The sequence below is a fragment of the Ahrensia kielensis DSM 5890 genome (genome assembly GCF_000374465.1).
GTDB lineage: Bacteria > Pseudomonadota > Alphaproteobacteria > Rhizobiales > Rhizobiaceae > Ahrensia > Ahrensia kielensis.
Window position 1 is genome coordinate 113,264 of record NZ_KB894532.1, and the last position, 24,966, is coordinate 138,229.

Sequence of the window (24,966 nt, forward strand, 5' to 3'; positions counted from 1 at the left end):
AACTTATGGCGACTATCGGCCAATCCACAAAGCCAACAGGCAATAATGATGCGCTAACCCGTGCACGGCAACGCGCTGCCTTAGTGCCTGAACTGCTTGTTGATGCGCTTCGCATCGTCAACACGGTTATGGCCGGATGGCATGGGCGCAAAAAGCGTGGCATCGGCGAAACATTCTGGCAATATCGCCCTTACACACAGGGCGAAACAATGGCGCGGATTGATTGGCGCAGGTCAGCCCGCGATGACCAAACTTATGTGCGCGATCAAGAGTGGGAGGCCGCCCATACAATCTGGCTTTGGGTCGATCGGTCGTCGTCCATGTTGTTCAAATCATCGGCGGCATCTGTATCAAAAGAATCCCGCGCAATGGTGGTGACTTTCGCTTTGGCAGAACTCTTTGCGCGCGCTGGTGAACGCGTTGGCTATCCCGGCCTTTTAAAACCTTCTGCCAACCGTAAAGGCGCTGAACGCCTTGCAACCGCTTTTGCAACACAGCCACACGATTTACCAGACACACCATCGCTCACGCAGGTTCAACGGTTTAGCGATGTTGTTTTGGTCAGTGATTTTTTAGGCGATACCAACGAAACGCTGGCAATGATTGATAATTTGGCAGGCCAAGGCGCGCGTATGCATCTGATTGAGATCGTCGATCCGGCAGAAGAAGATTTCCCCTATGGCGGTCGTACAGAATTTGTTGATCCAGAAACAGGCACAAGGCTAACGGCAGGTCGCGCCGAAGATTGGCGAGAAGCATATCGCAATCTTTATCAAGCACGCAGGCACGCCTTACAAATGCGCTGCCGTGCCCATGGCGGCAGCTACACCATTAGCCGCACAGACCATTTAGCATCTGAAACACTCGTCCGATTGCATGGGTTTATGACAGGTAATCCGGTAGCAACCACCAAAATGGCCGGAACATACTAATGCTTGGACTACCCTTCGCCTTCGCCCTACCCGCCGTGCTTTTTGGTTTGATTGCTCTGCCTGCCATCTGGTGGGTATTGCGCTTAACGCCGCCCAAACCAGAAACAGAAGTGTTTCCGCCGCTGCGCATACTGCAAAAACTCGTCAAGCGCGAAGAAACACCCGCCAAAAGCCCTTGGTGGCTGACCTTGTTACGCTTGGCGCTGGCTGCTCTGGTGATTTTCGCGCTGGCGCGTCCCCTGCTCAATCCGCAAACCGAAATGGCACTTGAGGAAGGCCCGCTGCTGATTATGGTCGATAATTCATGGGCCTCCGCCAGCGATTGGCAAGCACGGCAAAGAACAGGCGCAGCCCTCATTCAATCAGCAGGCGAGCGCGGTATTCCGGTCGCAATCAGTCCGAGCGTATCACCGCCAGCGGCAACAATCCGTTTGGTGGATGCGGCAACAGCTGCTGCCTCTTTTGCAACGCTTGAGCCGATTGCAGCGGAACCAAACCGCGCGCAAGCTTTGAGCCGTCTTGGCGAAGCAGCATTGGGCAGTGAAAACGCAACGCTTGCAATTTTAAGCGATGGTCTTGCTCAGCGAGAACAAGATAGCGCCCTGAATTTGGACGCCAATATAGTTGCAAAAACATTGCTCTTTGACGGTGAAATCACGCAGATCGCCGCCATCAGCGAAGCGCAAAACCGCACCAACGCGCTGGAAGCAACGATTATCCGTTCGCAAAATTCGCAGCTTGCCGACGAGATTAACGTCAATGCAATTGATGAAAAAGGACGACTGCTCGGAACAGCAACGGCGTTCTTTGAAGATGGTGCCAGTGAGGCGATTGCTGCCTTTGAAGTACCGTTTGAATTGCGCAATGACATGGCGACACTCCGCATTGAAAATCAGAAGAACGCCGCCGCGACATATATGCTTGATGAGAATAATCGCCGCCGACGCTTTGCGCTGTTCAGCGGTCTTGCTGGCGATGAAGATCAGCCACTCTTATCGCCGCTCTATTATATCGCCCGCGCCATTCAGCCCTATGCAGATATTGTGCGCCCGCGCAGCAATGATTTGAGCGTCGATATTCCTGAGATTTTAGAGCAAGGCCCTGCCGTCATCATTATGGCCGATATCGGCGTCTTGCCAAATGTTGTCGAAAACCAAATTGAAGAATGGATAGAAGCTGGCGGCACACTGGTACGTTTTGCCGGACCGCGCCTTGCAGCCTCCGCCGATGATGATCCATTTTTGCCTGTCTCACTGCGCAGCGGCGAACGCGAACTTGGCGGCGCATTAACATGGACAGAACCGCAGATTGTTGCCCCCTTTTCAGCCAATGGTCCTTTTGCTGAATTGGATGCACCACGCGATGTGACCGTCAATCGGCAGTTGCTTGCAAACCCCGATGCGCAGCTTGCGGAAAAAACATGGGCAAGCCTTCAAGATGGAACACCGCTTGTAACTGGTGAGCGGCGCGGCAAAGGCACCATTGTGCTTTTCCATGTGACAGCCGAAGCAACATGGTCGAACCTGCCAATCAGCGGTTCGTTCGTTGATATGTTGCGCAGGATCGCAGATATCTCCGCCAATACAGGTGCTAGCGATAACACATCGCAGTCCGCAACGGGCGAGGCCCTCAGCCCCCTTCGCACATTGCGCAGTGACGGCGAGCTGATTAACCCGCCCTCTTTTGTTAAGCCGCGCGACACGGCCAACACAGCTGTAACAACCTATGAAAATCCAGCTGGCCTATATGGGACGCAAGACGCATTTTCTGCGCTCAACATTCTAAATACAGGCGCAACATTAGAGCCATTTGTGTTGCCGCAAACAGAGGTGTCAACAGAAGCGCTTCCCTATGCTGTTGCAGAAGAAACAGATCTTAGCGGCTGGCTCTTTGCCATAGCGTTTCTTTTGCTCATCATCGACACATTGGCCATGCTTTGGATTAATGGGCGTTTCAAACGCGGTTACAAATCAGCAGGTGCAAGTACCGCACTGCTCATAGCCATTGCCGCAATAAGCTTTGCCCCAAGCCCTACCCATGCGCAGGACGCTAAACCCGGCGATGAGCTGTTGATTGAAAATCTTGATGCAACCCGCATCGGCTATGTGCTGACGGGTCGGCAAGACACAGACACCATCACAAAAGCTGGCATCTCGGGCATTAGCCGTTATTTGGCATCGCGCACAGCGTTTGAGCCAAGCGATCCGGTTGGGCTTGATATAGAGACAGATGCGCTGGCCATCTATCCGCTAATTTATTTTCCCATTGATGCTGATGCCGACATGCCAAGTGAAACCGCAATTGCGCGGCTTGATGCTTATATGCAAGCTGGCGGCAGTATTCTGTTTGATACCCGCGATCAGATCGGCGGTTCATTCAGTTCAGGTCAAAGCCCTGAAAACCAACGCTTGCGCGATATCATGCGTAACTTAAATGTGCCGCCCTTAGAGCCTGTGCCCGCAGACCACGTTCTAACCAAATCATTCTATATTTTGGATAGTTTTCCGGGCGTCTATGAAGGTTCGCCGCTTTGGGTTCAGGCAAGCAATGATGAAAATAATATCGACAGGCCTGTTCGTAGCGGTGATGGCGTATCTCCCATTCTTATTACCGGCAATGATCTGGCAGGGGCTTGGGCACTCGATGAAAGCGGCGTGCCACTGCGCCCTATTGCATCTGGCAATCCCATGCAGCGCATTTATGCGTTTCGCACAGGTGTCAACATCATGATGTATATGCTGACCGGAAACTATAAAGCCGATCAGGTGCACATTCCTGCTCTGCTTGAAAGATTGGGGCAGTAAATGACCAATTATTCCATTGCCTTTGACCCGTTTTTGCCTTGGCCTGTTATCTGGATTGCGCTGGCGCTGGCCGTTCTTCTGTCTGGCATCATTATGGCTTTGCGCACGCGAGGCAGCATCTTGCGTGCACTCGCTTTCTTGGCCCTTGCCATTGCGCTTGCCAATCCTGTTATCAGCCAAGAAGACCGCACAGCTTTGCCAACCAGCGTTGCGATCATCGTCGATGAAAGCCAAAGCCAGCGGCTTGATGGCCGCACCGAAACCACCGCGCAAGCGGTGGAGCGCTTAACCGCCAATTTTGAGCGTTATGACCAATTCGATGTGCGGGTGATTGAAACAGCCAAAACAGAAACTGCAAACACACAGACCGAGACCCGCCTTTTCGAAGCGTTGCGCTCTGTCTTTCGCGATGTACCACCCGCGCGCATTGGCGGCGCGGTCTTCATCACCGATGGGCAAGTGCATGATGTACCAAACATCAGCGAAGCGCTGGGATTTGAGGCGCCAGTTCATGCGCTGATTACCGGACATCCAGACGAATATGACCGCAAGGTGCAATTGGTTAAAACACCGCGCTTTGCAATTGTTGGCGATCCGGTTCAAGTCAGCTACCGTATCGAACACCAAGGCAACGTGCCGCAAGGCAATGAAAATGTTGAAGTGTCGATCTATCGCAATGGCGAGTTACTGGCCATTGAACAAGCGCTGGCCAATGAAACATTTGAAGCTAAGATCGAGCTTGATCGTTCGGGCAAAAACATTATCGAATTTGCAACCGATGAAATTGACGGCGAACTGACGGGCAATAATAACCGTGCGGTTGTGCGCATTGAAGGCATTCGTGAGAATTTGCGGGTGCTACTGGTTTCTGGCGAACCACACTCTGGTGAGCGCACATGGCGCAATTTGCTGAAATCCGATGCGTCGGTTGATCTGGTTCATTTTACGATTTTGCGGCCGCCTGAAAAACAGGACGGCACGCCAATCAACGAGCTGTCTTTGATTGCTTTTCCAACGCGCGAATTATTTGTCGAGCGGATCGAGGATTTTGATCTGATCGTGTTTGACCGCTATCAAAACCGCAATGTTTTACCCGTGCTTTATTATGATTATATCGCCGAATATGTGCGCAGTGGCGGTGCACTGCTGATTGCCGCTGGCGATGAATATGCTGGCGATACGTCCGTTGCACGAACGCCCTTGTTTAATGCGCTGCCTGCGGTTCCCACGGGCCAAGTTCAGATGGCAGGTTATTACCCGCGCATCAGCGATGACGGCAAACGGCATCCGGTGACACGCGACTTACCGGGCGGTGCAGACGAGCCACCAAATTGGGGCCGCTGGTTCCGCACCGTTGATGTGCAGGATGTTAAAGGCACCACCATCATGCAGGCAGCGAATGACAAACCGCTGCTTGTCTTAGACGAATATGGCGAAGGCCGTGTCGGCTTGATGCTGTCAGATCATGGCTGGCTATGGGCACGCGGCTTTGAAGGCGGCGGACCACATGTGAATTTATATCGCCGTTTAGCGCATTGGTTGATGAAAGAACCGGACCTTGAAGCCGAAGCTTTAACCGCAGAACCAGATGGTCAGGCATTAAAAGTCAGCCGCCAAACAATGGCTGATGCTGCAGACGCAGTAACCATTATTGCGCCCGATGGTCAGGAGATAATTCTGGAGCTGCAAAAGACCGATGAAGGACTGTTTGAAGGCACTTATGAAACCAACCAGATAGGCCTTTTTGAAGTATCCGATGCAACCAAATCCACGCTTGCGCATATCGGTCCTATCAATGCGCCAGAGTTCCGCGATATGATTTCCACAGCGGATATTTTAAAGCCTTACCTTGACGAAGTTCGCGGTGATACACGCCGCTTGTTGAACGGTGACGGCGATATCAATGTGCCAAACATTTTGCCAATACGCAGCAATGTTGAGACATCGGGCCGTGATTGGATTGGCTTTAAAATGACGAAAGAAACCGAATTGCGTGGCATCAACCGCCAAGGCGTGTTCGCTGGTTTTCTTGGGCTAGCCTTACTACTGCTTGCCTTCAGCGCGATGTGGTATCGTGAGGGCAAATAGAGCGTTTCACACTTCAAAATATGAAACGCCTCTCATCAATTGGGCAGTATGTCGCTATGTGAAATAAGCCCTGCCATAGCGGACGGGTCAAACCCACCAAGCGGGCAAACGAGCAACCGGTTAAGGTCAACGGGCCCCGGCATCAACACATTGCGTTTAGCCACAACATCAAAGCCAAGCGGACCATAATATGGCTGGTCGCCAACAAGCATAAGATAGTCAGCACTTACCTGCTTGGCAGCTTCCACACATTTGGCGACAAGTGCTTTGCCAACACCCTGTTTTTGCAAATTAGGCACAACGCATAAAGGGCCAAGCAACAGTCCCTTTGAACGGCTAACCGATGTTGTAACCCATGTCAGCCGAACGCTGCCAATCATCTTACCATCTGGCTGCGTTGCCACAAAAGACAGTTCAGGATCGTGAGAACCCTGTTCACGCACGCGGAAAGCTGCCCGTGTAAACCGGCCCGGTCCAAACACAGTTTCATGTAGCTGTTCTATCGTTTGGTGATGCGCTTTGGTTTCAAGCGAAATCGTAAATGACGGAGCTGTGGCGTGAGTTGCCAGTGAGGCAGAGGATTGTTGTTTCATGAGAAATCCAGAATTTAAAAGCGCATAGGAAAAAGCCCGCAAACAGGCACAAAGATTTTTTCCTATCGTCGTCGGAGCGACGAAATATGTTCAGCTTTTAAAATCATGACATTCCGGTAGCACCAGATCATGCAACCGTAAAGATACTTTTTTACTGTTGCGCTATTTTACCGTGACGCACTGTTCACACTTTCACCTGATGATTGCTGCGACTGTTCGCTCTAAATATACAATAACTCAAGAATGACGGAGACAAAAATGGGCTTACTAATCGACGGGCAATGGCACGACAAATGGTACGATACAAAATCCAGCGGCGGTCGGTTTGAGCGCAAGGAAGCCAGCTTCCGCAATTGGGTAACCGCAGATGGCACAGCGGGCCCATCCGGTGACAGCGGCTTTAAGGCAGAGGCAGGGCGTTATCATCTTTACGTTTCACTCGCCTGCCCATGGGCGCACCGAACGCTGATTTTCCGTAAACTCAAAAAACTTGAAGATCTGATATCCGTATCAGTGGTTCATCATTATATGGCCGCGGATGGTTGGACATTTAAAACCGATGATGCAGCTAAGGGTGATGATCTTTTCGGCTCAACTTTCATGCGCGAAATCTATCAAAAGGCGCAGCCTGATGTGACAACACGCGTCACAGTGCCGGTCTTGTGGGACAAGAAAAACAACACGATCGTTTCCAACGAATCTTCTGAAATCATCCGTATGTTTAATTCAGCGTTCAACGAGATCACTGGCGACCACACCGATTACTATCCAGAAGCATTGCGTAGCGACATCGACGCGATTAATGATCGCATTTATAAAACGGTCAATAATGGTGTGTACCGCTCTGGCTTTGCAACAACGCAAGAAGCTTATGAAGAGGCCGTTTATCCGCTGTTTGATACATTGGACATGCTGGAAGAACGATTGAGTACCAAGCGCTATCTTATGGGTGATCAAATCACTGAAGCGGATTGGCGGCTATTTACAACGCTTGTGCGTTTTGATCCGGTTTATTTTGGTCACTTCAAATGTAACATTCGCCGCATCGCCGATTACCCGAACATTTGGAATTACACGAAGGAACTATACCAGATTGAAGGTGTCGCTGAGACTGTGAACATGCACCACATCAAGGCGCATTATTACGCAAGCCATGAGACCATCAACCCAACACGCATTGTGCCCGTTGGCCCCGATGTTGATTTCTCTCAAAGCCATGACCGCGCGCGGCTCTAACTACCAAATTTTGGAAATCGCTTTGCCATCTATGATTTCTGCCAGTCGATCACGAACCCCTTGGGTCGTCTCGGCTGGTAGATCATCAATGGCAAACCAGCCAAGCTCAGCAATTTCACCAGCCTGTTTCTTCAAAGTGCCGGAAAAATTAGACAAAGTATAAACTGCAACATGGTCCCGCTTTGTCACCTTGCGATTGAGATATAGACCAAATAGCTGTGCAGGCTCGCTCGTGAGCAAACCAGTTTCTTCTTTGAGCTCGCGCAAAACTGCGTCTTGGCATGCCTCGCCAGCATCAACGCCGCCGCCTGGAAAATGCCATCCCGCCACATAGGTATGGCGCACCAATAAAACGCGCTTCTGATCGTCAATCACAACAGCGCGCACGCCAAGCGTCATTGGCCGCGAGAACAAAAACCACAAATGAAACAGACGAGTTTTAATGGACATGGGGCCTTTATGCATTAATGAGCGAAGAAACGAAATAAAATTTTGCATGAAGCGTTTACGACATGCTTATAAGGCGTTAGCTAATAAAAATGGGTTTCACACTTGCACATATTTCCGATGTTCATCTCGGACCACTACCCAAAGCAAAGCTACGCGAATTAGCCAGCAAACGTGTAACTGGCTATATTAACTGGCAACGCAACCGCGCAGGTAATCTTGGCGGCGCAACACTCAATAGCCTCATCAGCGAGCTTGCCCGTGAAAATGCTGACCATGTGGCTATAACAGGTGACTTGATCAATATCGGTCTCGATGCCGAAGTCGTGGCAGCGGGCGAATGGCTACGCGCTAATTTTGATCCTCAAACCACAACCGTCGTGCCAGGCAATCATGATGCCTATATATCGGGAACTTTGGCCAAAGCCATCAAAGCTTGGTGGCCATATATGACCAATGATGATCAGCAAAATTACGTTAAAGGCGAAACATTTCCGTTTTTGCGTGTGCGTGACAATGTGGCAATCATCGGGGTTTCCAGCGCCGTTGCAACACCGGCCTTTGTTGCTGCAGGCCGCTTCGGCAAACGCCAATCGGTAAAGCTGATCAAGCTATTAGAACAAACACGTGAGGCTGGCTTGTTCCGTGTGGTGATGATCCACCACCCGCCTGTGCGCAATGCGACACCGCCACATAAACGCTTATATGGCATTGGCCTTTTCCAGAAGGTCATTCGCGAATATGGCGCAGAACTGGTTTTGCACGGCCACACCCATTTGCCACAACGCCATGAGATTGAAGGCCCAAACGGCACCAAAGTTCCAGTGATTGGCGTACCTTCTGCCAGCCAAAGCGGCGGCGGCCGCAAACCAGCTGCGGCCTATAATCATTTTGTTATTTCAGGAGAGCCGGGCCAATGGCATTGCACATTGACCTCTCACAGCGTGAATTCTGCGACAGCCTCAACTTTTGATATTACTGACAGCCGCAAACTCTACGGTTAGATTAGCCGAAAATACTATCGCGGAAAGCCAACAGAAGCGTGCCGCCAACAACGAAAGCCGCGATCAAAAACCAGCCAACTTTGCTCGCAGCTGTTTTGCTCGCACGATCCTTGGCAGCCATTGAAACTTCTTCAACAACCGTTTCCTTTTCCTCGGCAGCTTGATCAGCATGCTTTGAGGCTTCTTCGCTGGCAATATCTTGAGCAGCCTTCTCTTCATCGGCAACTGTTTGAGTGCGATACGAAATATCATCGCCAGCAAACGCCAATTCACGTTCATAAATACGCTCGGCAATATACTTGGTAACAGACTGCGCAATCGGTTCAATCGCAGTGCCTTCTGCAAGGGTGAGACGCCCCAGACGGCTATCGCGAACGAAACGATATTGGCGACGGTCTTTGCCCATCATCACATGCGCCGTTGCATCAATCCAAAGGCGCGGCTGAAGGCCAGAAGAAATAGCAAAATCAAAGCGCTCGTCATCAAGCGGCACTTCGTCAAACACAGGTTTAAGTTCCTGTGCAAGAAGCTCAAGACGTGCGCGGTCCGCTTCCTTCATATCGATGACAATATCGCCGCGCTCGGCCGAAGCGATTTTTATATCGCGCACGGCATCGACAAGGCTGCTTTTGGGTGCGTTTTTCACGCGATCGGGTCGATCAAAGGCCATTTGTGGCTCCAAATACGCTAACTCATTATTAACCATAATTGGGGCGGCTTTAGGTTTGTTGCAAGGGAAATGATGATATCGCATGCATTACACCCAACATTACTGCCAAATCGGGCGAAAAAACGTGTTTACGTTCCGCTTTATGCAAAAATGGGCATGAAGCACTTAACTGCGCTTCACACCCAAATCTTCGTCAAAGTTCAAAAATTATAGCTTAAGCTTTGCGGGCCAGTACACGGTTTACCGCAGACAAAATAGCTTCAAGCGACGAAGCCACGATGTTCTTATTGATACCCGCGCCAAAGACAGTTTCGCCATCAATATCAAGCTGCATATAGGTAATCGCAGCGGCATTTGAGCCGTGCTGTAGCGAGTGCTCAGAATAATCACTCACCGAAATGTTCATGCCAAACTCTTTTGAAAGCGCGTCCACAAAGCCGTCAATCGGCCCTGTTCCCTTGCCCTCAATCGTCTTGGCCTGATTACCGTCAATAATATTAGCGCGCACAATACGCACTTCACTGTCGCTGCTATCGGCTTCAGTCGCATGGCCCTCAAACCGCAACCGAGGCGATTCAGGCTTCACATAGGTCGCCATGAACACATCATAGATGCGCTGCGAAGAAAGCTCTGTACCTTCACTGTCCGTGATATTCTGCACTTCCTGACGGAATTCAATTTGCAAATTACGCGGCAAATTCAAGCCGAAATCCTGTTGCAGAATATAGGCAATACCGCCCTTACCCGATTGCGAATTAATGCGGATGATCGCCTCATAAGAGCGGCCCACATCTTGCGGGTCAATCGGCAAATATGGCACTTCCCAAAGCTTGCCGTCGGTCTCTTTGATCGACTTCATACCCTTATTGATCGCATCTTGGTGCGAGCCAGAAAAGGCCGTGTAAACAAGCTCGCCAACATAAGGATGCCGCTCAGGAATAGTGAGCTGGTTACAATGCTCATACACATCGCGAATATGGTTGATGTCTGAAATATCAAGTTCAGGATCAACGCCTTGCGTCAACATATTCAAAGCCAATGTCACAAGATCGACATTACCTGTGCGCTCGCCATTCCCAAACAAAGTGCCTTCAACACGGTCAGCACCGGCAAGCAAACCAAGCTCGGTCGCTGCAATGCCCGTGCCGCGGTCATTATGTGGATGCAGTGAAATGATGATATTTTCACGGTTATCGAGATGGCGGCCAATCCATTCCATCTGATCTGCGTGAATATTTGGCGTGGACATTTCAACGGTCGCTGGCAAATTGAGGATAAGCTTGTTTTCAGCTGTCGGCTGCATAATTTCAGTCACCGCATTACAAATTTCCAGCGCGACTTCCATTTCAGTGCCGGTAAAACTTTCCGGTGAATATTCAAAGCGGTAACCGCCGCCTGCTTTTGCCGCCATATCAGCGACCATTTTCGCAGCATCAGTGGCGATCTGCTTAATGCCTGCCACATCCTTGTTAAACACCACACGGCGCTGCAATTCAGAGGTCGAATTGTAGAAATGAACAATCGGGCTTTTAGCGCCTTTAAGCGATTCAAATGTGCGCGTGATAAGCTCTTCGCGGCACTGAACCAAGACTTGAAGCGAAACATCGTCGGGCACATTGCCCTCTTCCACACACCAACGCGCAAAATCAAAATCTGTTTGCGAAGCCGATGGAAAGCCGATTTCAATCTCTTTAAAACCCATTTGCAAAAGCAGCGCAAACATGCGGGTTTTGCGCTCATGACCCATTGGCTCAACAAGCGCCTGATTACCATCACGCAAATCTACCGAACACCAAATTGGCGCTTTTTCAATTGTTTTGGATGGCCAAGTACGGTCGCTCATATCCATTGGCGGATAAGCGCGATATTTGGAAGCGGCCGCAGCCATGCTCTTCATGCCTTGGGTGGAAGAAGTTTTCGTCATAATATCCTCGTCGTGCAAGCAGCTTTACGCATTTCTTATGCGCGGGCTTAACGCTTGCCAGCTAATTATTCAATGTTCATGATGGAAGAAGGGGCAGGCTTTTGATCGCCGAGGATACGACCACCCGGCGCCCCTTATGAACGGGCCGAGCGATCGCTTCTAAGTAGGAGGAGAGCTTTGCGACGACGCGCAGCAGCATTCGCTGCTGCAATAGCAGTTAGCGATAAGGCGGCTAGCAATGTTAAAATTGTCATGCTCATAAAACGAACGTAGCAAAGTTTCATCAGAGTGCAAGAGCGAAAATAGACAAAGGTGAAAGTGTCACGGGCAATTGTTCACCGCTCCATTGCGCCCTTGCCTGCAATAATATTATCCCGAAACTTATGGATGCGCGCAATACGCGTTTCGAGTTTTTTGGCTGAGTTTAGATTAATGACATAGCTGCGCTGGCGGCCAGGTGTCAGCGCATGAAACGCTTCTGCAAGTTCCGGATCAGAATCCAAAGCATCAATCAATTCGCTTGGTAGTTCGAACTCTGCTTGAGTTTTGGGTGGCTCGATACCAGCCTTGGCATAGCCCATGGCTTCCTTGAGATAGGCCGTAATGATTGGCTCTTTGTCTGCGACATCGTCAGCACTCTTAAAGCGCAGAGTACTTGCATGTTGAGAATGAGGGCCCGGCTTTTCAAGAATGTTTTCGCTGTCTTTTAAAAGTGCCGCATTCATAAAACTAATACGAAAATCACCACGAAAAGCGCCGATAAGAGAAATGTTTCGCCCCTCATACATGTAGCATGGATGGCCCCACTTAACGATTTCAACAAGACCTGCCTCAAGGCAAATCCGCCGCAGCATAAGCAAACCATCGGCCCACTGCCGCACAGAACAATCAGGCGTGCCAAACCGATCACAACGCCCGCACCCTTTTAGAAAATAATCCTCAATATCTGTAATCAAGTGATTCCCTCCCTTGTTCTTTTAGATCATCTGGCGCTCATGGCAGAAAGGTCGCACGCTTGATTACTATACACCACTCACAACCCCAACACCGGATAAAGTGATGCGATCAGCAATGCGGCCATTGACCAATTAAATATCCTCAGCCGCTTAGGGTTGGTCAGAAAGCGGCGCATCTGTTGGCCAAGTACGGTCCAACTGCTCACCGATGGTAGATTGGTCGCGCCAAAAATCAAAGCCACCCACAGCGCACCTTCCAGATCGCGTGAAGGCGAGTAGACTGTCACCGCAGTCAATGCCATTGCCCATGCTTTTGGGTTCACCCATTGAAACGCTGCAGCTTGCAAAAATGTAATTGGTGTTCCTTCTGCTTCGCTCTTTTGTGGTGGCGCAGAATTGCCAATCTTCCAAGCAAGCCAGAACATGTAAACGACGCTAACAATTTTCAAAATCATGTGCAGCACGGGCACGCTGTCAAAAACTTGCCCAAGGCCAATGCCGACTAGGAATACCATAAAGGTAAATCCCAGTCCTATGCCAAGCATATGCGGTATTGTGCGCCGGAAACCAAAATTGGCCCCCGATGCCATGAGCATCAAATTATTTGGTCCCGGCGTTATGGAGCTAACAAAAGCAAAACCAATAAGGCCGAGAAGCAAATCATAGGTCATCATCATTACTTAATCAGATGCGCAACAACATTCTCGATCATGCGCATACCGGCATTATGGCCAAGGCTCATAATGCTCTCTGGGTGAAACTGCACCGCCGCAACCGGTTCATGGCGATGCTCAATGCCCATCACCACGCCATCCTCTGTTTCAGCCGTGACTGTAAACACATCCGGCAAACGCGCTGGATCAGCAAAGATAGAATGATAACGGCCAACTGTAATTTCTTTTGGCAGCCCAGAGAATACGCAGCCTGGTTCCTGCACGCGAATACGCGAAGGCTTGCCATGCATCGGATAGCCCAGCTGACGCAGTGACCCGCCATAGGCTTCGGTCAGCGCTTGCAAGCCAAGACACACGCCGAAGATCGGCAAGTCACGCGCTCTGGCCTGTTTAATGGTTGCTTTGCAATCAAAGTCAGATGGTTTGCCCGGTCCCGGTGATAAGACAACAAGGTGAGGCTTGTAATCATCAAACGCATCAGCGGTCACCGGTGAGCGCACAGTGCGCACATCGGCCCCTGTTTGGCGGAAATAATTAGCCAATGTGTGCACGAATGAATCTTCATGATCGACAAGCAAAATACGTTTGCCTTCGCCTACACGCGCAACGGCAATCTCACTCAACGGCGCATTGCCCTTTGCACTATCGCGAATAGCCGCGAGCAGCGCAGACGCTTTCAATTCGGTTTCTGCTTCTTCCGCCTCAGGATCAGAATCAAACAACAAGGTTGCACCGGCACGCACAGATGCAATGCCCTCACGGATTTGAATCGTGCGCAAAGTTAAACCAGTATTCATGTCACCATTAAACTTGACCATGCCAATCGCACCGCCATACCAAGCCCGCGGGCTTTTCTCATGGTTCTCAATAAATCGCATGGCCCAAAGCTTCGGCGCTCCGGTCACAGTCACGGCCCAAGCGTGAGACAAAAATCCGTCAAACGCATCCATGTCTTCGCGAAGTCGCCCTTCAACATGGTCAACCGTATGGATAAGGCGTGAATACATCTCTATCTGGCGGCGGCCAATAACCCGCACTGTACCAGGCTCACACACGCGGCTTTTATCGTTGCGATCAACGTCTGAACACATGGTCAGCTCAGACTCATCTTTCTTCGAGTTGAGCAATTTCAAGATTTGTTCTGAATCTGAAATCGCGTCGGCACCACGCTCAATCGTGCCAGAAATCGGGCATGTCTCAATGCGCTTGCCCGTTACCCGCACAAACATTTCCGGTGACGCACCGATTAAAAACTCATTATTGCCAAGGTTCATATAGAATGAATATGGCGCAGGGTTCGTCGCTTTCAGGCGGCGCGCAATCGCAGAAGGCTTGCTTTTGACCTGCTCATAAAACATCTGTCCCGGCACGACCTCAAACAGATCACCGCACGAAAAGCTCTGCTTAGCGCTGCGAACAAGATCCGCATATTCACCCGGATTATGATCGCCTTTTGGCGGCACAACATCGCTTGGTATAAATGGGTCGGCAGTCTGCTCACGTGGCAAGCCCGTCGTTGATGCGCCATCAGCGGCAAAATCATATTCATCGACCCATGCAGCCGCCGAATGGTTATCGACGACCAAAATTCGGTCTGGGAAAAACAGAACGAGATCGCGCTGGTTTTCGGCGCGCTCAAGCTTTTCTTCAATTGGGTCAAACTGGAATGCAATGTCATAGCCAAATGAACCAAAGAAACCCAGATTATCATCTTGCGGCGAATGGAAATGATCAACGATCTTGCGCACAACAGAAAACACGGATGGCGCGCGCGAACGCTCCTCTTCAGACACGACACGCGTAGGCTGGGCAATAACAATGGCAAGCCCGTCATCTGTGTCCGACATTTTTGCAATATGCGCTTCATCGGCAAGCGCTTTTTTAATCATCGCAACGATGATTTTTCCGCGCCCATTAAGCGCCTTGATCTGCATGTCGCGCTTGCGCGCACTGATCATGACGGGCGGATCAACAATCGCAATATCCCAGCGTGTATAGCGGCCCGGATATTCATAGTTTGAGGATAAGACAGCGCCCAGACGATCATCGAGCGCATCCAAATAGCTATCGATTGCTGTCGCATATTCAACGGTTTCGCGGCACCGCTCAATTGCAACGCCCCCGCGTGTTATAAACTGGTCCGGTTGTTGGCGCTGGCCTGCATTCGTCATGTCAAATCTGCCTGTTTGCTCAAGATGAGCCGATAAAATTGAACCTTTAAACAATGTGCGGACACAAAAAAACCGCCTTATGTCTAAGGCGGTGCATATGCGTCAAAACACGAAAAAGCCCGCCTATGAAAGCGTGCGCCACCAATTCGCTGCGATGTTCATTGTTTTGTTCATAGCAAATCTTTAGCACGTAAACGCCGCAGTGCAATAAAAATTTATTCAGATCGTGAATGCCTGCCTTTAAGAGCAACATTTTAGCCTGCCCTGCAAAGGGACGTCATATATCTTTCAAGAAACATCGATAGGTGCTCATGGCCAAGGAGCCTTCTATGCCGAATGAAACATCGCAAAAACTCATCGATCATTTAGCGGGCAAAGGACAGGGCAATGCGCCTGCCCATGCTGGCACGCGCTTTGATCCACAAGGCAGATTTTTGCCAGAACCGGGCAATACAGTCGTCGCGCATGTGCTTGATGGTTCAAAGTCGCAAGGTGCATTGATTACCCTTGCTGAAAAAATGAAGGCATTACCAAGCGCTGCGCACTTCGCCTTCACACCTATTTCCAGCTACCATATGACGGTTTTTCAAGGGATCATAGAATTCAGACGCACGGCCGGTTTCTGGCCGCCGACCTTGCCTCTCGATGCGCCGATTGATGCTGCAACCGCACATATGATTGAGAAATTGCAAGACTTCCCCAAATCACAGCCTTTCAATGTCAAACCAATTGCTGTCACGCCCAATGGTCTAACGGTGGCAGGCGCAACGCCAGACGATGAAAAAGCGCTGCGCGATTTTCGCGATCAGCTGGCCGATTGTTTTGGCTATCGTCATCCAGATCATGACACCTATACATTCCACATAACGATAGCTTATCTGATCAAATTCATGACAGCTGAGCAGGCAAAAACCCACGCAGATGCCATCCAAAAGCTAAGCGCTGACTTTCTGCAAAATGTGCCGATGATCGAACTCGGCACAAGCGACTTTTGCACATTTGAAGATATGAACCATTTTGAGCCAGTGCTCTTTAATCTCTGACTTAAAACAGCCCTTCAATAACGCCGTCATCATTGAAGCGAATAATCTCTGCTGACGGTTTACGCGGCAAGCCCGGCATGGTCATAATCTGCCCGCAGACAACCACGACAAAGCCTGCACCTGCAGAAAGCCGCACCTCGCGAATAGGCACCGAATGTCCTGTCGGTGCACCGCGCAAATTCGGGTCGGTTGAAAACGAATATTGCGTTTTGGCCATACAGACGGGCAGATGGCCATAGCCCTGCTCTTCCCATGTTTTTAGCTGTTCACGAACCGATTTATCCGCCAAAACTTCATCGGCATGATAGATGCGTTTGGCAATTGTTTCGATCTTTTGAAACAGCGGCATTTCATCGGGATAAAGCGGTGCGAAATTCGCCATACCGCTATCCGCCATTTGCACGACTTTATGTGCGAGTTCTTCAACCCCCGCCGAACCATGCGCCCAGTGCTTGCAAAGGATCGCCTCAGAGCCCTGCTTTGCAACATAGTCTTTAACCGCTTGAACCTCGGCTTCCGTGTCGGTGACAAAATGATTGATGGCAACCACGACCGGAACACCGAACGATTTAAGATTGGAAATGTGGCGTCCCAAATTCGAGCAGCCATTGTTAACTGCATCAACATTTTCATCGCCAAGGTCTGCTTTGGCAACGCCGCCATTCATTTTCATGGCGCGCACTGTCGCCACCAAAACAACCGCGTCAGGTGCAATGCCAGCCTTGCGGCATTTGATGTTCATGAACTTTTCAGCGCCAAGGTCAGCGCCAAAGCCTGCTTCGGTTACTACATAATCGGCAATCTTCAAGGCTGTCGTCGTTGCAACAACTGAGTTACAGCCATGAGCAATATTTGCGAAAGGCCCGCCATGCACAAAGGCAGGATTGTTTTCAAGCGTCTGCACAAGGTTTGGCTGAATAGCGTCTTTCAGCAAAACAGTCATTGCGCCATCGGCTTTTAAATCGCGGCAGAACACCGGCGTTTTATCGCGCCGATAAGCCACGATCATGTCGCCCAAACGTTTTTCCAGATCTTTGATGTCTTTTGAAAGACAAAGAATAGCCATCACTTCGGAGGCAACCGTAATGTCAAACCCGCCCTCTCGCGGAAAGCCATTGGCAACACCGCCAAGTGATACATTGATCATACGTAAGGCGCGATCATTCATATCAACCACACGTTTCCAGACGATGCGGCGCGTATCAATTTCGAGCTCATTACCCCAATAAATGTGATTGTCGATCATCGCAGCAAGCAAATTATGCGCGGATGTTATCGCATGAAAATCGCCCGTGAAGTGAAGGTTCATATCTTCCATTGGTATAACCTGTGCATAGCCGCCTCCCGCAGCACCGCCCTTCATACCAAAGTTTGGACCAAGAGATGCTTCGCGAATACAGATCGCGGCTTTCTTGCCGATACGGTTCAGTCCATCCCCAAGACCAACGGTGGTTGTTGTTTTACCCTCACCTGCAGGTGTCGGGTTGATCGCCGTTACAAGTATCAGCTTGCCGTTCTTATTGCCTTGAACAGATTGAATATATTCGGCTGATATTTTCGCCTTGTCATGGCCATAGGGCAGCAAATGTTCCGGTGAAATATCGAGTTTAGCCCCAATCTCCTGAATAGTTTTTTTATTGGCCTCACGCGCGATTTGAATATCGGTCTTATATTCGGACAATGTGTGGCCTCCCATACCAAGCTAGCACCGCAAAAATGCTGTGACCGCAATTTTGCGGCATGCTCATTGACGCATATATTTTTCCAAGCCTTCAGGCTTGGAGCAGCCTAAAGGCGACTGTCTTGAACGATACGGTAGGGTGAAAGCGACATAGCGTAAAGGCTACACCTGCAAAACTGCAGATATAGCCTTTTAATCAAGCAACTTAGATAAAGCTAAGTGAACAATTAGCGATCAAGAATATCGCGCATTTCGACCAGATTCGCACGCACGCGCAACAGGTCAAAACCAATGCTTTCCAGATGCGATTTCACCAGACTTGAATTGCTACCATTGGCAATAAATGGCGGTTTCGTCGTCATCGCTTCACGAAGCTGGTCGTCCACACGGTCCCAAACAGAATCTAGCTGACGCTGAACAACAACCTCACGAAAATCTGAGCGTGCCGCAGACAAGATACCGTAATATCCATAGAGCTGCCCATAAGTGAACCAGAAACGGTCATCGGCGCGCGCGTCAAAGCCCGTAAAGTTCGATGCTTCCATGCGGCGTTGAAGGATTTCAGACGTTGCACCAATATCGCCCGTAATACGGTCAAAGAACTGCATGAGATTGTCGGCACGTGCATCAAAGTCTGCGTTACAAGCTTTCATTTCTTCGTTGAAGTCGATCAAATTTTGACGACCATCGCGAAGACGTGCCTGTGTTGATGGCTGCAAGAATGGCGGCGAAAATGTCAAGAACCATGCGTTCTCGCGGTAGTTGATGGATTCACGCGCTTCTTGCAAATTCTGGTTGATCGATGATGTACCGCGCACGCGGCCAAGACGGTCCACCAACTCGATAGATGTACGGCGCAGAACTTGGTTCACACCAAGCTGGAATGCGGCTTTATTGTCAAAGAACGGCGTATCTTTCCAATCCCAGTAGAACATGAAACCAGCTTTATAAAGCGGGTTGGATGGCGCCCAAACGGTCTGATTGACATTAAAATCAATAAGATCGACAGCAACCTGAACCATTGCTGATTGTTGGCAAGTATTGTCAGCAAGCTGATCGCCAACGCCAGTTGTTGTCTCTTCAAACTTATATGCAGCCACATAATCCTCGTCGCCAGTGGACCAGAACTGCGTGATATAAAACAGATACATATAGCTCAGAACAATGAGCAACAAGATTGTAAAGACCGGAATCTTGATGAACCAGCCTTTGCCACGCAACCAATTGCGAAAGGCAATAAACGGCCAGATGAGCCATGCGATAAAAGTACCGATCGCCCGTCCGATCAATTCAAAAATACGCGTAAAAAAAGCGACTATCGGATCTAGCATTCTTCCCTCCGGCTATTGGTCAATCAAGCCCATACAAGCGTGCGCGCAGCGCCGCCTTATCATTCAGATAGGTGGCTTTAAGTGTTTCCACAACATGATTACGGTATTGTACATCATATTCTTCGTAATCATCGTAAAATGCTTGTTTGTTGAAAATATAACGCGAGACAAAATCAACACGGTTAAATTCACAGATAAGACGATTTGTCAGCCATGCATCAGGATGATCCGGCTTTGCCCGAACAAGCATAAAGCGATATTCTTCAGGTATCTCATTGATATCAACGCGCCCATTTTGCGCAATCTCGCGTTTGATCTGATTGAGGAACGGATAGCGCCCATCTTTTGTTACAAGATTGGCATTGCGATGCAGCCAGGTTTGCAGCCACACAGCATCAACTTTCGTCATATCAACATCAGGCTCGGCTTCATGAATGATCGAGCGAATAATCATCTCAGCGCGATGTTCGATAAAACCAGTTTCTTCAATCCACGATGCACGCGGCAATTCGATACGCTTTGATGCGGCCAAAAAGCGAAACACGCGGTCATAATCACCAATCGGCAAATAGCTAACCTGCCAAGGCCGCGACCGCCTGAAACCGGGCGCATCAGGATTGCTGATAACCGTTGTCATTTTCTCATCAACGAAAATATATGCGCCGTCAAAATGGCTGGTCCAATAGGCGTTATGGCGAAACACGACATGTTCCGGCACCATATGGTTCTCGCGAATGTCACCAACTTTTTTGGAAAGTTCAACCATGCGGTTTAGCATAGCATCATCACGCCACGCATCAGCTGTGTGTTTCAACCGGTCGATAAGACCGCGCAATTCATTGGCTTTTCCAATCACATCATCGGCCGAAAGCACACGAAATTCGACCTGCTGAATGGAGAGTAAATCTTCCATATCATTGACGACAGACACATTGTCTTCGATCTCGCCATAGATCACGTCTTTGATCGTCAGGGCATTAATGACGCGCATATTGTCGGTGTAAAACTCATACATCAGCGCGTCAGTATTTGAAAAACGCGTATGCACCACTGGCAATGACACCTGCGACGGCGTCAAAATAATAAACCGACGATTGACGCCGTTTGGATCAAGATAATCATAGTCGCCAAGCTCTTTGGCAATTTGCGGCGAAAACCCAGTCTTATCGATGTCAAAGGCCGTCAGTTCAGTCGGCTTAATGCCAAAAGCTTGCAACGCCTTATTATAACGCTCGACCAAATGCGGCTGATCAACACTCAGCAACCGGCCATAGATAAGCTCATTTTCATAAAGGCGTTTCATACTAGTGATCACCCAACAAACAGACTTTCATCAAAGCCCCATTCCCGTCCCAAATTCTGCTAAGCCGACATAGCCACGCACAAATACTATCAGACCAACCGCAAACCATGCCAGTGGTAGAGCGATGGCTTGTTTGAGTGAACCAGCCTTTGATGCACCGCGCTTAACAAGCCGGACCACTAACCAGACTATACACGCTGCACAATGCAGCATGCCGTATCCAAGCATCAAAAGTACGACTGTGACGTCCGATATCATCACCAAGCCCCGCGCTTTTTCATGTCCTCGATCTCAACAATCGCTTTGCCGCGCTGGCGTTCGCGGCGGATGATTTCTTCTACGGCGGTATTGTCGGATTTATCGGTGTAGCGGAATTCAGAATCCGCATAACGGTTGATTTCCTGCATCACCATATCCATCGTGAAAGGCTGACGCAGTTCGGCAATCATATCGCGTTTTGCGTCATAGTCCTTATGCATAAAGGCTTCCGGCGTTTCGAACCACTCATCCGGCAGATCGATATCCATGGCACGCATCTTAATCGCGTCGGTGACATTTTTGATCGCACGGCCCGTAAATCGCGGCTCGACCTGTTTAATCATGTGCAAATAAGTGCCGACATCCGCCATTGTTTTCGGCTCACCATGCTGCGCGATGAACCGATCATAGACATTTAAAAGCCCCTGCTCGGACGGTTTAGCACTGCCTGAATAAGCAGCGCTCACCGCTTCCTTAATCGCTTGCGCCTTGAACAGATCATGGTCGCCCAGTGGAATAGCGTGATTCTTGCCAGCAAGCAGTGCAAAAATGTCGATATAATCGTCCTGCGTTTGCGGCCCATCCACCAACCAGCGTGCACCAGCACGTTGGCGCAGCGCATCATCCACATTTTCTGGATAGTTGGAGAACATGCCAAACGAGCAATTGCCGCGCACCACCGTTGATGCGCCCGCAAAGCTTTCCATCAATACAGCCGTGACCTCCTGCTGACCAGCAGATGCGCGATCATCAGAGCGTTTTGCCGCTACTTGGTCAATATCGTCAATCGTGCCGAAGCCGATGGCCTTGGGTGAAATCACATTATTGATAAAGCTTTTGCAGTTTTGGCCCGACTTACCTTGATAAGAAGAAATCTGGTCCACGCCGAAATTCTCATAGTGGAACGGATAGCCCGCCACCTGACAATAATCATTTACAAGGCCCGCAACCATCTGAATAAGGATCGTTTTACCTGTACCGGGCGCACCATCGCCGATGAATGTGAACAGAAAACCGCCAAGCTCAACAAATGGATTAAGCTGCCGATCAAAGTCATAAGCGACCAGCATTTTCGCCAGCTTCATCGCCTGATATTTTGCAATGTGGTTGCCGACAATCTCGTTAGGCTTTTTAAACTGCATCGTCAGCGGTTTACGCTTTGCGCCGGGCGCAACATCAAAACCGTTTAGCGTGAAATCATCTTGCTCAACATGAATGTGATTATCTTCAAAACTGCCGAGCCCCGCAAAGCGCCCCTTGCGCTGAATCAAGCCTTCTAATGTCACCCGCGCATAGGCTTTGGCCCGTTGCAGCAATGCGGTATCATCCGGCGCGCCTTCAATCGCAGCACTTAAACCAGCAATCACCGATTTGACAGAATCCTGCGGCGTATCGAACAAATAATCCGGCTCGTTTAAATCCTCACCAGGCTCCGTATCGCTTTCCAGCATTTGGCCCAAATAAGCAGCCAGCGTGAACGCGGCAATATAGGCCGAAGCAGCCATGAGCCGTTTAAAGTTTTCTGCGGTCTCGCCGTCCAGCGGCGATGTGGCATTGCGTGCAGTCAGCGCTTCAAGTTCGCTCTGGCGCGCAAACACATCTGAGACTGCCAGCGCCAGTGCAACGCCGCGGCGCGCACGAAAGGCAAGAGCATGCTGTTTGGGCGATAACATCGCATCGTCAGAACGCACGCTCTGAATGGCTTTCATCAATTCGACTTCACGGGTCTTGCGCAAACCCGCAGTCGACACTGTCGAAATCATACGCCGGCGCGTGCCCGCAAGCTCGGTGCCAGACTTATCTGACGCCTGTTCAAGCACAACAAAACGCGTAACAAACGATTGCGCAACCGAGCGATGCTTTGCGATGTCCTGCTCATCAATGCGGGTCAAACCAACGTCCATTCTTAAACTCCAATTGAAAGTAAAGCGCCATCAACGACCGGAACTAAATTAAGAGAAAAATAGTTAATCGACCAAATTACTGCGTAGGCAATCAAACAAAACAGAAATGGGAAGTAATCTTCCACTTTACACATTATTCCAAATATATAAGAAACCTGTGAAATAAAAATTGCAAACAATGCAACATATGGACTCTCAAACGCCAACAATTCTTGGTTGTTTGAAATCAAAGAATATATACTCCAACCAATCAAAAATGGCATCATGAGTGCAAAAGCTAACCTCACTTTGCGTCGATAAATTGGCTCTATCGCCAAACCATAAATCGCGGTCACAAGAAACAAGGTGCCTAAACAGAAAACACCTAGTGCTAAACTAAAACTGCCAGATGTGTGGGGTGGAAATGCTCCGACAATTATCGAGAGAGCTATAAAATTTATAAAATGTAATAAACGATTTTTCCCATCAATGAAGGAACCAAACGTTACCTTTCTGACACGGACAATATACGGGCCCAATAGTAATAGAGATAAAGACAATTCATTTTTGAATGGAGTGAAATCAACTCCTACTATATCAGACAGCCCCCCCCAAAGGAATGTAATGACGGCTTCGTAACCTAAAACAACTCTACTTACCCATGACGCAAATTTTTCTTCCACTGATGTAAAAAGCGTGAGGCCAGCAAGAGCTGTAAAGGGAAAATAATACCTTTGAAGTTGGGTTTGCATATAGCTTTTGATGTGCCTCATCATACGTCTGAAATCACCTGCCCATTGGAGATGATGTGCGTTTTATAGCCTGCAAAAACCTTGTCGATTTCGCCTGCAGCATAGAGCGCCTGATAGGCTTCATGCGGCACAAGCGCATGGTTTTCATAGGCTGAAACACCCATACGCGCAGCATCTAAATCATTGGTTTCAATGTGATATTCTTGGCGCGATGGTGTTGAAGACCAAAAGCCCTTTTTGCCAGCGCGTTCATTCTTGGAATAAACGTCTTGAATAGTCCACGTTAAAAGCCAAGCATTTTTCGGGTTCGCCACACGGTCCAAAATCCGGTTTATGGTCTCGTTGTTTTCTGTAATACCGGTTGAGAAAAACGGGCCCAATACGATGCGTCGCAATTGCTTGGGATGTAGCGTGTCGAACTCTTGGTCCATATTCGTGGCAATGGTTGTCGGCGACAATGAATAGGCTGAATTGGATTCTGCAAATTCATCAAATTTACGTGCCAGCGCCGGATTGAGCAGCCCGCCAACAGGCAGCGGCACCTCCACATCCTCGCGCAAACGTCCATCTTTTCCGACCAATGTTTTGATCATATCAAGCGTTGAATCTTCAATCATTGCCGAATAGATCATCGGCAAATTCGAGACACCGTCAAACACACCCCAATGGGTTAGATAATAAGGACGCCCCGTCTTAGGGTTAGCAGAAACCTTAGTTGTTTCAGGCAACACGAAAGGAGAAAAAACCTCCCCTTTCTGCACCGTTTCAAGATAAAGGCGTTCGGCCATTGTCTTTTGAAGTTCACGCGGAAATGATTTTTGCCGCAAAATGAAGTCGGCCATTTCATCGCGCAAAACATCTGGTTCCGGAATAGAGGCAAGGCGGTTTTCTGCCGTTTGCCGATCCTTTTCCAACTCAAGAACATTTTGAAAAATAGGAAAGCCGCTATCAGAGCGCGAAATCTTAAAACTCGGCTCATAGTCGAGCCGGTTCTGCCAACTTGAAAAGGAATTGTTTAGCCGCGCTAAATATTGCGTCACCGTTTGGGCAACCAGACCGTGCTTATAAAGCGGCGATCTGGAATCGCGCAAATAGATATCCAGCCCAGAAAGCGCAGCTTCAATCGAACTAAAATAGCGCGTGACTGCACTGGTGTCCGCGCTATTTGTATTCTTATTATTTGTCGTGCTCATGTGCAGGCGTTCCGGTTGGTTAC

Annotated in this window: 20 protein-coding genes; 6 read left to right on the forward strand and 14 right to left on the reverse strand. The window is 49.5% G+C overall.

From position 1 onward, the window contains the following. The first annotated feature begins 5 nt into the window (after positions 1–5). From C504_RS0114485 to C504_RS0114495, 3 genes are read left to right on the forward strand one after another with little or no spacing between them, the layout of a single operon-like run. Positions 6–932, forward strand: a complete 927-nt coding sequence (locus C504_RS0114485) for a DUF58 domain-containing protein (RefSeq protein WP_018690085.1) — start codon at positions 6–8, stop codon at positions 930–932. After that, complete coding sequence (locus C504_RS0114490; protein ID WP_018690086.1) at positions 932–3,736, forward strand: DUF4159 domain-containing protein; 2,805 nt, start codon at positions 932–934, stop codon at positions 3,734–3,736. Before C504_RS0114485 ends, C504_RS0114490 begins: the two co-directional genes overlap by 1 nt. After that, the gene (locus tag C504_RS0114495) at positions 3,737–5,824 is read left to right on the forward strand and encodes a hypothetical protein (RefSeq protein WP_018690087.1); all 2,088 of its coding nucleotides are present in this window, start codon (positions 3,737–3,739) and stop codon (positions 5,822–5,824) included. A 35-nt stretch (positions 5,825–5,859) separates the two neighbouring features. Here C504_RS0114495 and C504_RS18000 read toward each other — a convergent pair whose 3' ends face one another. Next, positions 5,860–6,417: a GNAT family N-acetyltransferase gene (locus tag C504_RS18000; RefSeq protein WP_083923204.1), complete on the reverse strand. Its 558-nt coding sequence runs from the start codon at positions 6,415–6,417 to the stop codon at positions 5,860–5,862. A gap of 258 nt (positions 6,418–6,675) precedes the next feature. On the opposite strand from C504_RS18000, the gene C504_RS0114505 reads away from it, so the two are divergent. After that, positions 6,676–7,653: a glutathione S-transferase family protein gene (locus C504_RS0114505; RefSeq protein WP_018690089.1), complete on the forward strand. Its 978-nt coding sequence runs from the start codon at positions 6,676–6,678 to the stop codon at positions 7,651–7,653. On the opposite strand, the gene C504_RS0114510 is transcribed toward C504_RS0114505, so the two are convergent. After that, complete coding sequence (locus tag C504_RS0114510; RefSeq protein ID WP_245555225.1) at positions 7,654–8,103, reverse strand: NUDIX domain-containing protein; 450 nt, start codon at positions 8,101–8,103, stop codon at positions 7,654–7,656. It abuts the gene before it with no gap. Positions 8,104–8,192: 89 nt separating this feature from the next. Between C504_RS0114510 and C504_RS18005 the strand changes: the two genes are divergently transcribed. Continuing rightward, on the forward strand, positions 8,193–9,104 hold the full coding sequence (locus C504_RS18005) for a metallophosphoesterase family protein (RefSeq protein WP_018690091.1): 912 nt from the start codon (positions 8,193–8,195) through the stop codon (positions 9,102–9,104). 1 nt (position 9,105) lies between these two features. On the opposite strand, the gene C504_RS18425 is transcribed toward C504_RS18005, so the two are convergent. The 5 genes from C504_RS18425 to C504_RS0114545 all read right to left on the reverse strand — a co-directional run bounded on the left by C504_RS18425 (position 9,106) and on the right by C504_RS0114545 (position 15,499). Continuing rightward, positions 9,106–9,774 (reverse strand): hypothetical protein, encoded by a 669-nt coding sequence (locus C504_RS18425; RefSeq protein WP_018690092.1) that lies wholly within the window; start codon positions 9,772–9,774, stop codon positions 9,106–9,108. Between the two features lie 214 nt (positions 9,775–9,988). Then, on the reverse strand, positions 9,989–11,698 hold the full coding sequence (gene leuA / locus C504_RS0114530; protein WP_018690094.1) for a 2-isopropylmalate synthase: 1,710 nt from the start codon (positions 11,696–11,698) through the stop codon (positions 9,989–9,991). A 335-nt stretch (positions 11,699–12,033) separates the two neighbouring features. After that, positions 12,034–12,654, reverse strand: a complete 621-nt coding sequence (locus tag C504_RS0114535; protein WP_018690095.1) for a YdeI/OmpD-associated family protein — start codon at positions 12,652–12,654, stop codon at positions 12,034–12,036. A gap of 77 nt (positions 12,655–12,731) precedes the next feature. Continuing rightward, a complete protein-coding gene (locus tag C504_RS0114540) occupies positions 12,732–13,325 on the reverse strand; it encodes a LysE family translocator (protein WP_026317536.1) in 594 nt (197 codons plus the stop codon). Between the two features lie 5 nt (positions 13,326–13,330). Continuing rightward, the gene (locus C504_RS0114545; RefSeq protein ID WP_026317537.1) at positions 13,331–15,499 is read right to left on the reverse strand and encodes an anthranilate synthase; all 2,169 of its coding nucleotides are present in this window, start codon (positions 15,497–15,499) and stop codon (positions 13,331–13,333) included. Between the two features lie 329 nt (positions 15,500–15,828). Here C504_RS0114545 and C504_RS0114555 point away from each other — a divergent pair, with 329 nt between their 5' ends. Beyond that, positions 15,829–16,542, forward strand: coding sequence for a DUF1868 domain-containing protein (locus tag C504_RS0114555; RefSeq protein WP_018690099.1), 714 nt, complete (start codon positions 15,829–15,831; stop codon positions 16,540–16,542). Between the two features lies 1 nt (position 16,543). On the opposite strand, the gene C504_RS0114560 is transcribed toward C504_RS0114555, so the two are convergent. The 7 genes from C504_RS0114560 to C504_RS0114590 form a co-directional block, all read right to left on the reverse strand. Continuing rightward, positions 16,544–18,223, reverse strand: coding sequence for a formate--tetrahydrofolate ligase (locus C504_RS0114560; protein WP_211097981.1), 1,680 nt, complete (start codon positions 18,221–18,223; stop codon positions 16,544–16,546). Between the two features lie 227 nt (positions 18,224–18,450). Then, complete coding sequence (locus C504_RS0114565; RefSeq protein WP_018690101.1) at positions 18,451–19,554, reverse strand: DUF2333 family protein; 1,104 nt, start codon at positions 19,552–19,554, stop codon at positions 18,451–18,453. A gap of 19 nt (positions 19,555–19,573) precedes the next feature. After that, positions 19,574–20,857 (reverse strand): DUF6638 family protein, encoded by a 1,284-nt coding sequence (locus C504_RS0114570; protein WP_018690102.1) that lies wholly within the window; start codon positions 20,855–20,857, stop codon positions 19,574–19,576. Between the two features lie 30 nt (positions 20,858–20,887). After that, positions 20,888–21,115: a hypothetical protein gene (locus C504_RS0114575; protein ID WP_018690103.1), complete on the reverse strand. Its 228-nt coding sequence runs from the start codon at positions 21,113–21,115 to the stop codon at positions 20,888–20,890. Further along, positions 21,115–23,019 (reverse strand): AAA family ATPase, encoded by a 1,905-nt coding sequence (locus C504_RS0114580; protein ID WP_018690104.1) that lies wholly within the window; start codon positions 23,017–23,019, stop codon positions 21,115–21,117. The genes C504_RS0114575 and C504_RS0114580 overlap by 1 nt, the downstream gene beginning before the upstream one ends. Positions 23,020–23,021: 2 nt before the next feature. Beyond that, positions 23,022–23,750: a hypothetical protein gene (locus tag C504_RS0114585; protein ID WP_156815968.1), complete on the reverse strand. Its 729-nt coding sequence runs from the start codon at positions 23,748–23,750 to the stop codon at positions 23,022–23,024. A 20-nt stretch (positions 23,751–23,770) separates the two neighbouring features. Next, complete coding sequence (locus C504_RS0114590; protein ID WP_018690106.1) at positions 23,771–24,943, reverse strand: hypothetical protein; 1,173 nt, start codon at positions 24,941–24,943, stop codon at positions 23,771–23,773. Positions 24,944–24,966 lie beyond the last annotated feature (23 nt).

Excerpts from the sequence above, each read along its gene's own strand:
- C504_RS0114490 (WP_018690086.1), top strand. The coding sequence starts at position 932 with ATGCTTGGACTACCCTTCGCCTTCGCCCTACCCGCCGTGCTTTTTGGT.
- C504_RS0114510 (WP_245555225.1), bottom strand. The coding sequence starts at position 8,103 with ATGTCCATTAAAACTCGTCTGTTTCATTTGTGGTTTTTGTTCTCGCGG.
- C504_RS0114485 (WP_018690085.1), top strand. The coding sequence starts at position 6 with ATGGCGACTATCGGCCAATCCACAAAGCCAACAGGCAATAATGATGCG.
- C504_RS0114575 (WP_018690103.1), bottom strand. The coding sequence starts at position 21,115 with ATGATATCGGACGTCACAGTCGTACTTTTGATGCTTGGATACGGCATG.
- C504_RS18000 (WP_083923204.1), bottom strand. The coding sequence starts at position 6,417 with ATGAAACAACAATCCTCTGCCTCACTGGCAACTCACGCCACAGCTCCG.
- C504_RS0114565 (WP_018690101.1), bottom strand. The coding sequence starts at position 19,554 with ATGCTAGATCCGATAGTCGCTTTTTTTACGCGTATTTTTGAATTGATC.
- C504_RS0114555 (WP_018690099.1), top strand. The coding sequence starts at position 15,829 with ATGCCGAATGAAACATCGCAAAAACTCATCGATCATTTAGCGGGCAAA.
- C504_RS0114590 (WP_018690106.1), bottom strand. The coding sequence starts at position 24,943 with ATGAGCACGACAAATAATAAGAATACAAATAGCGCGGACACCAGTGCA.
- C504_RS0114495 (WP_018690087.1), top strand. The coding sequence starts at position 3,737 with ATGACCAATTATTCCATTGCCTTTGACCCGTTTTTGCCTTGGCCTGTT.
- C504_RS0114580 (WP_018690104.1), bottom strand. The coding sequence starts at position 23,019 with ATGGACGTTGGTTTGACCCGCATTGATGAGCAGGACATCGCAAAGCAT.
- C504_RS0114570 (WP_018690102.1), bottom strand. The coding sequence starts at position 20,857 with ATGAAACGCCTTTATGAAAATGAGCTTATCTATGGCCGGTTGCTGAGT.
- C504_RS18425 (WP_018690092.1), bottom strand. The coding sequence starts at position 9,774 with ATGGCCTTTGATCGACCCGATCGCGTGAAAAACGCACCCAAAAGCAGC.
- leuA (WP_018690094.1), bottom strand. The coding sequence starts at position 11,698 with ATGACGAAAACTTCTTCCACCCAAGGCATGAAGAGCATGGCTGCGGCC.
- C504_RS18005 (WP_018690091.1), top strand. The coding sequence starts at position 8,193 with ATGGGTTTCACACTTGCACATATTTCCGATGTTCATCTCGGACCACTA.
- C504_RS0114505 (WP_018690089.1), top strand. The coding sequence starts at position 6,676 with ATGGGCTTACTAATCGACGGGCAATGGCACGACAAATGGTACGATACA.
- C504_RS0114585 (WP_156815968.1), bottom strand. The coding sequence starts at position 23,750 with ATGCAAACCCAACTTCAAAGGTATTATTTTCCCTTTACAGCTCTTGCT.
- C504_RS0114545 (WP_026317537.1), bottom strand. The coding sequence starts at position 15,499 with ATGACGAATGCAGGCCAGCGCCAACAACCGGACCAGTTTATAACACGC.
- C504_RS0114540 (WP_026317536.1), bottom strand. The coding sequence starts at position 13,325 with ATGACCTATGATTTGCTTCTCGGCCTTATTGGTTTTGCTTTTGTTAGC.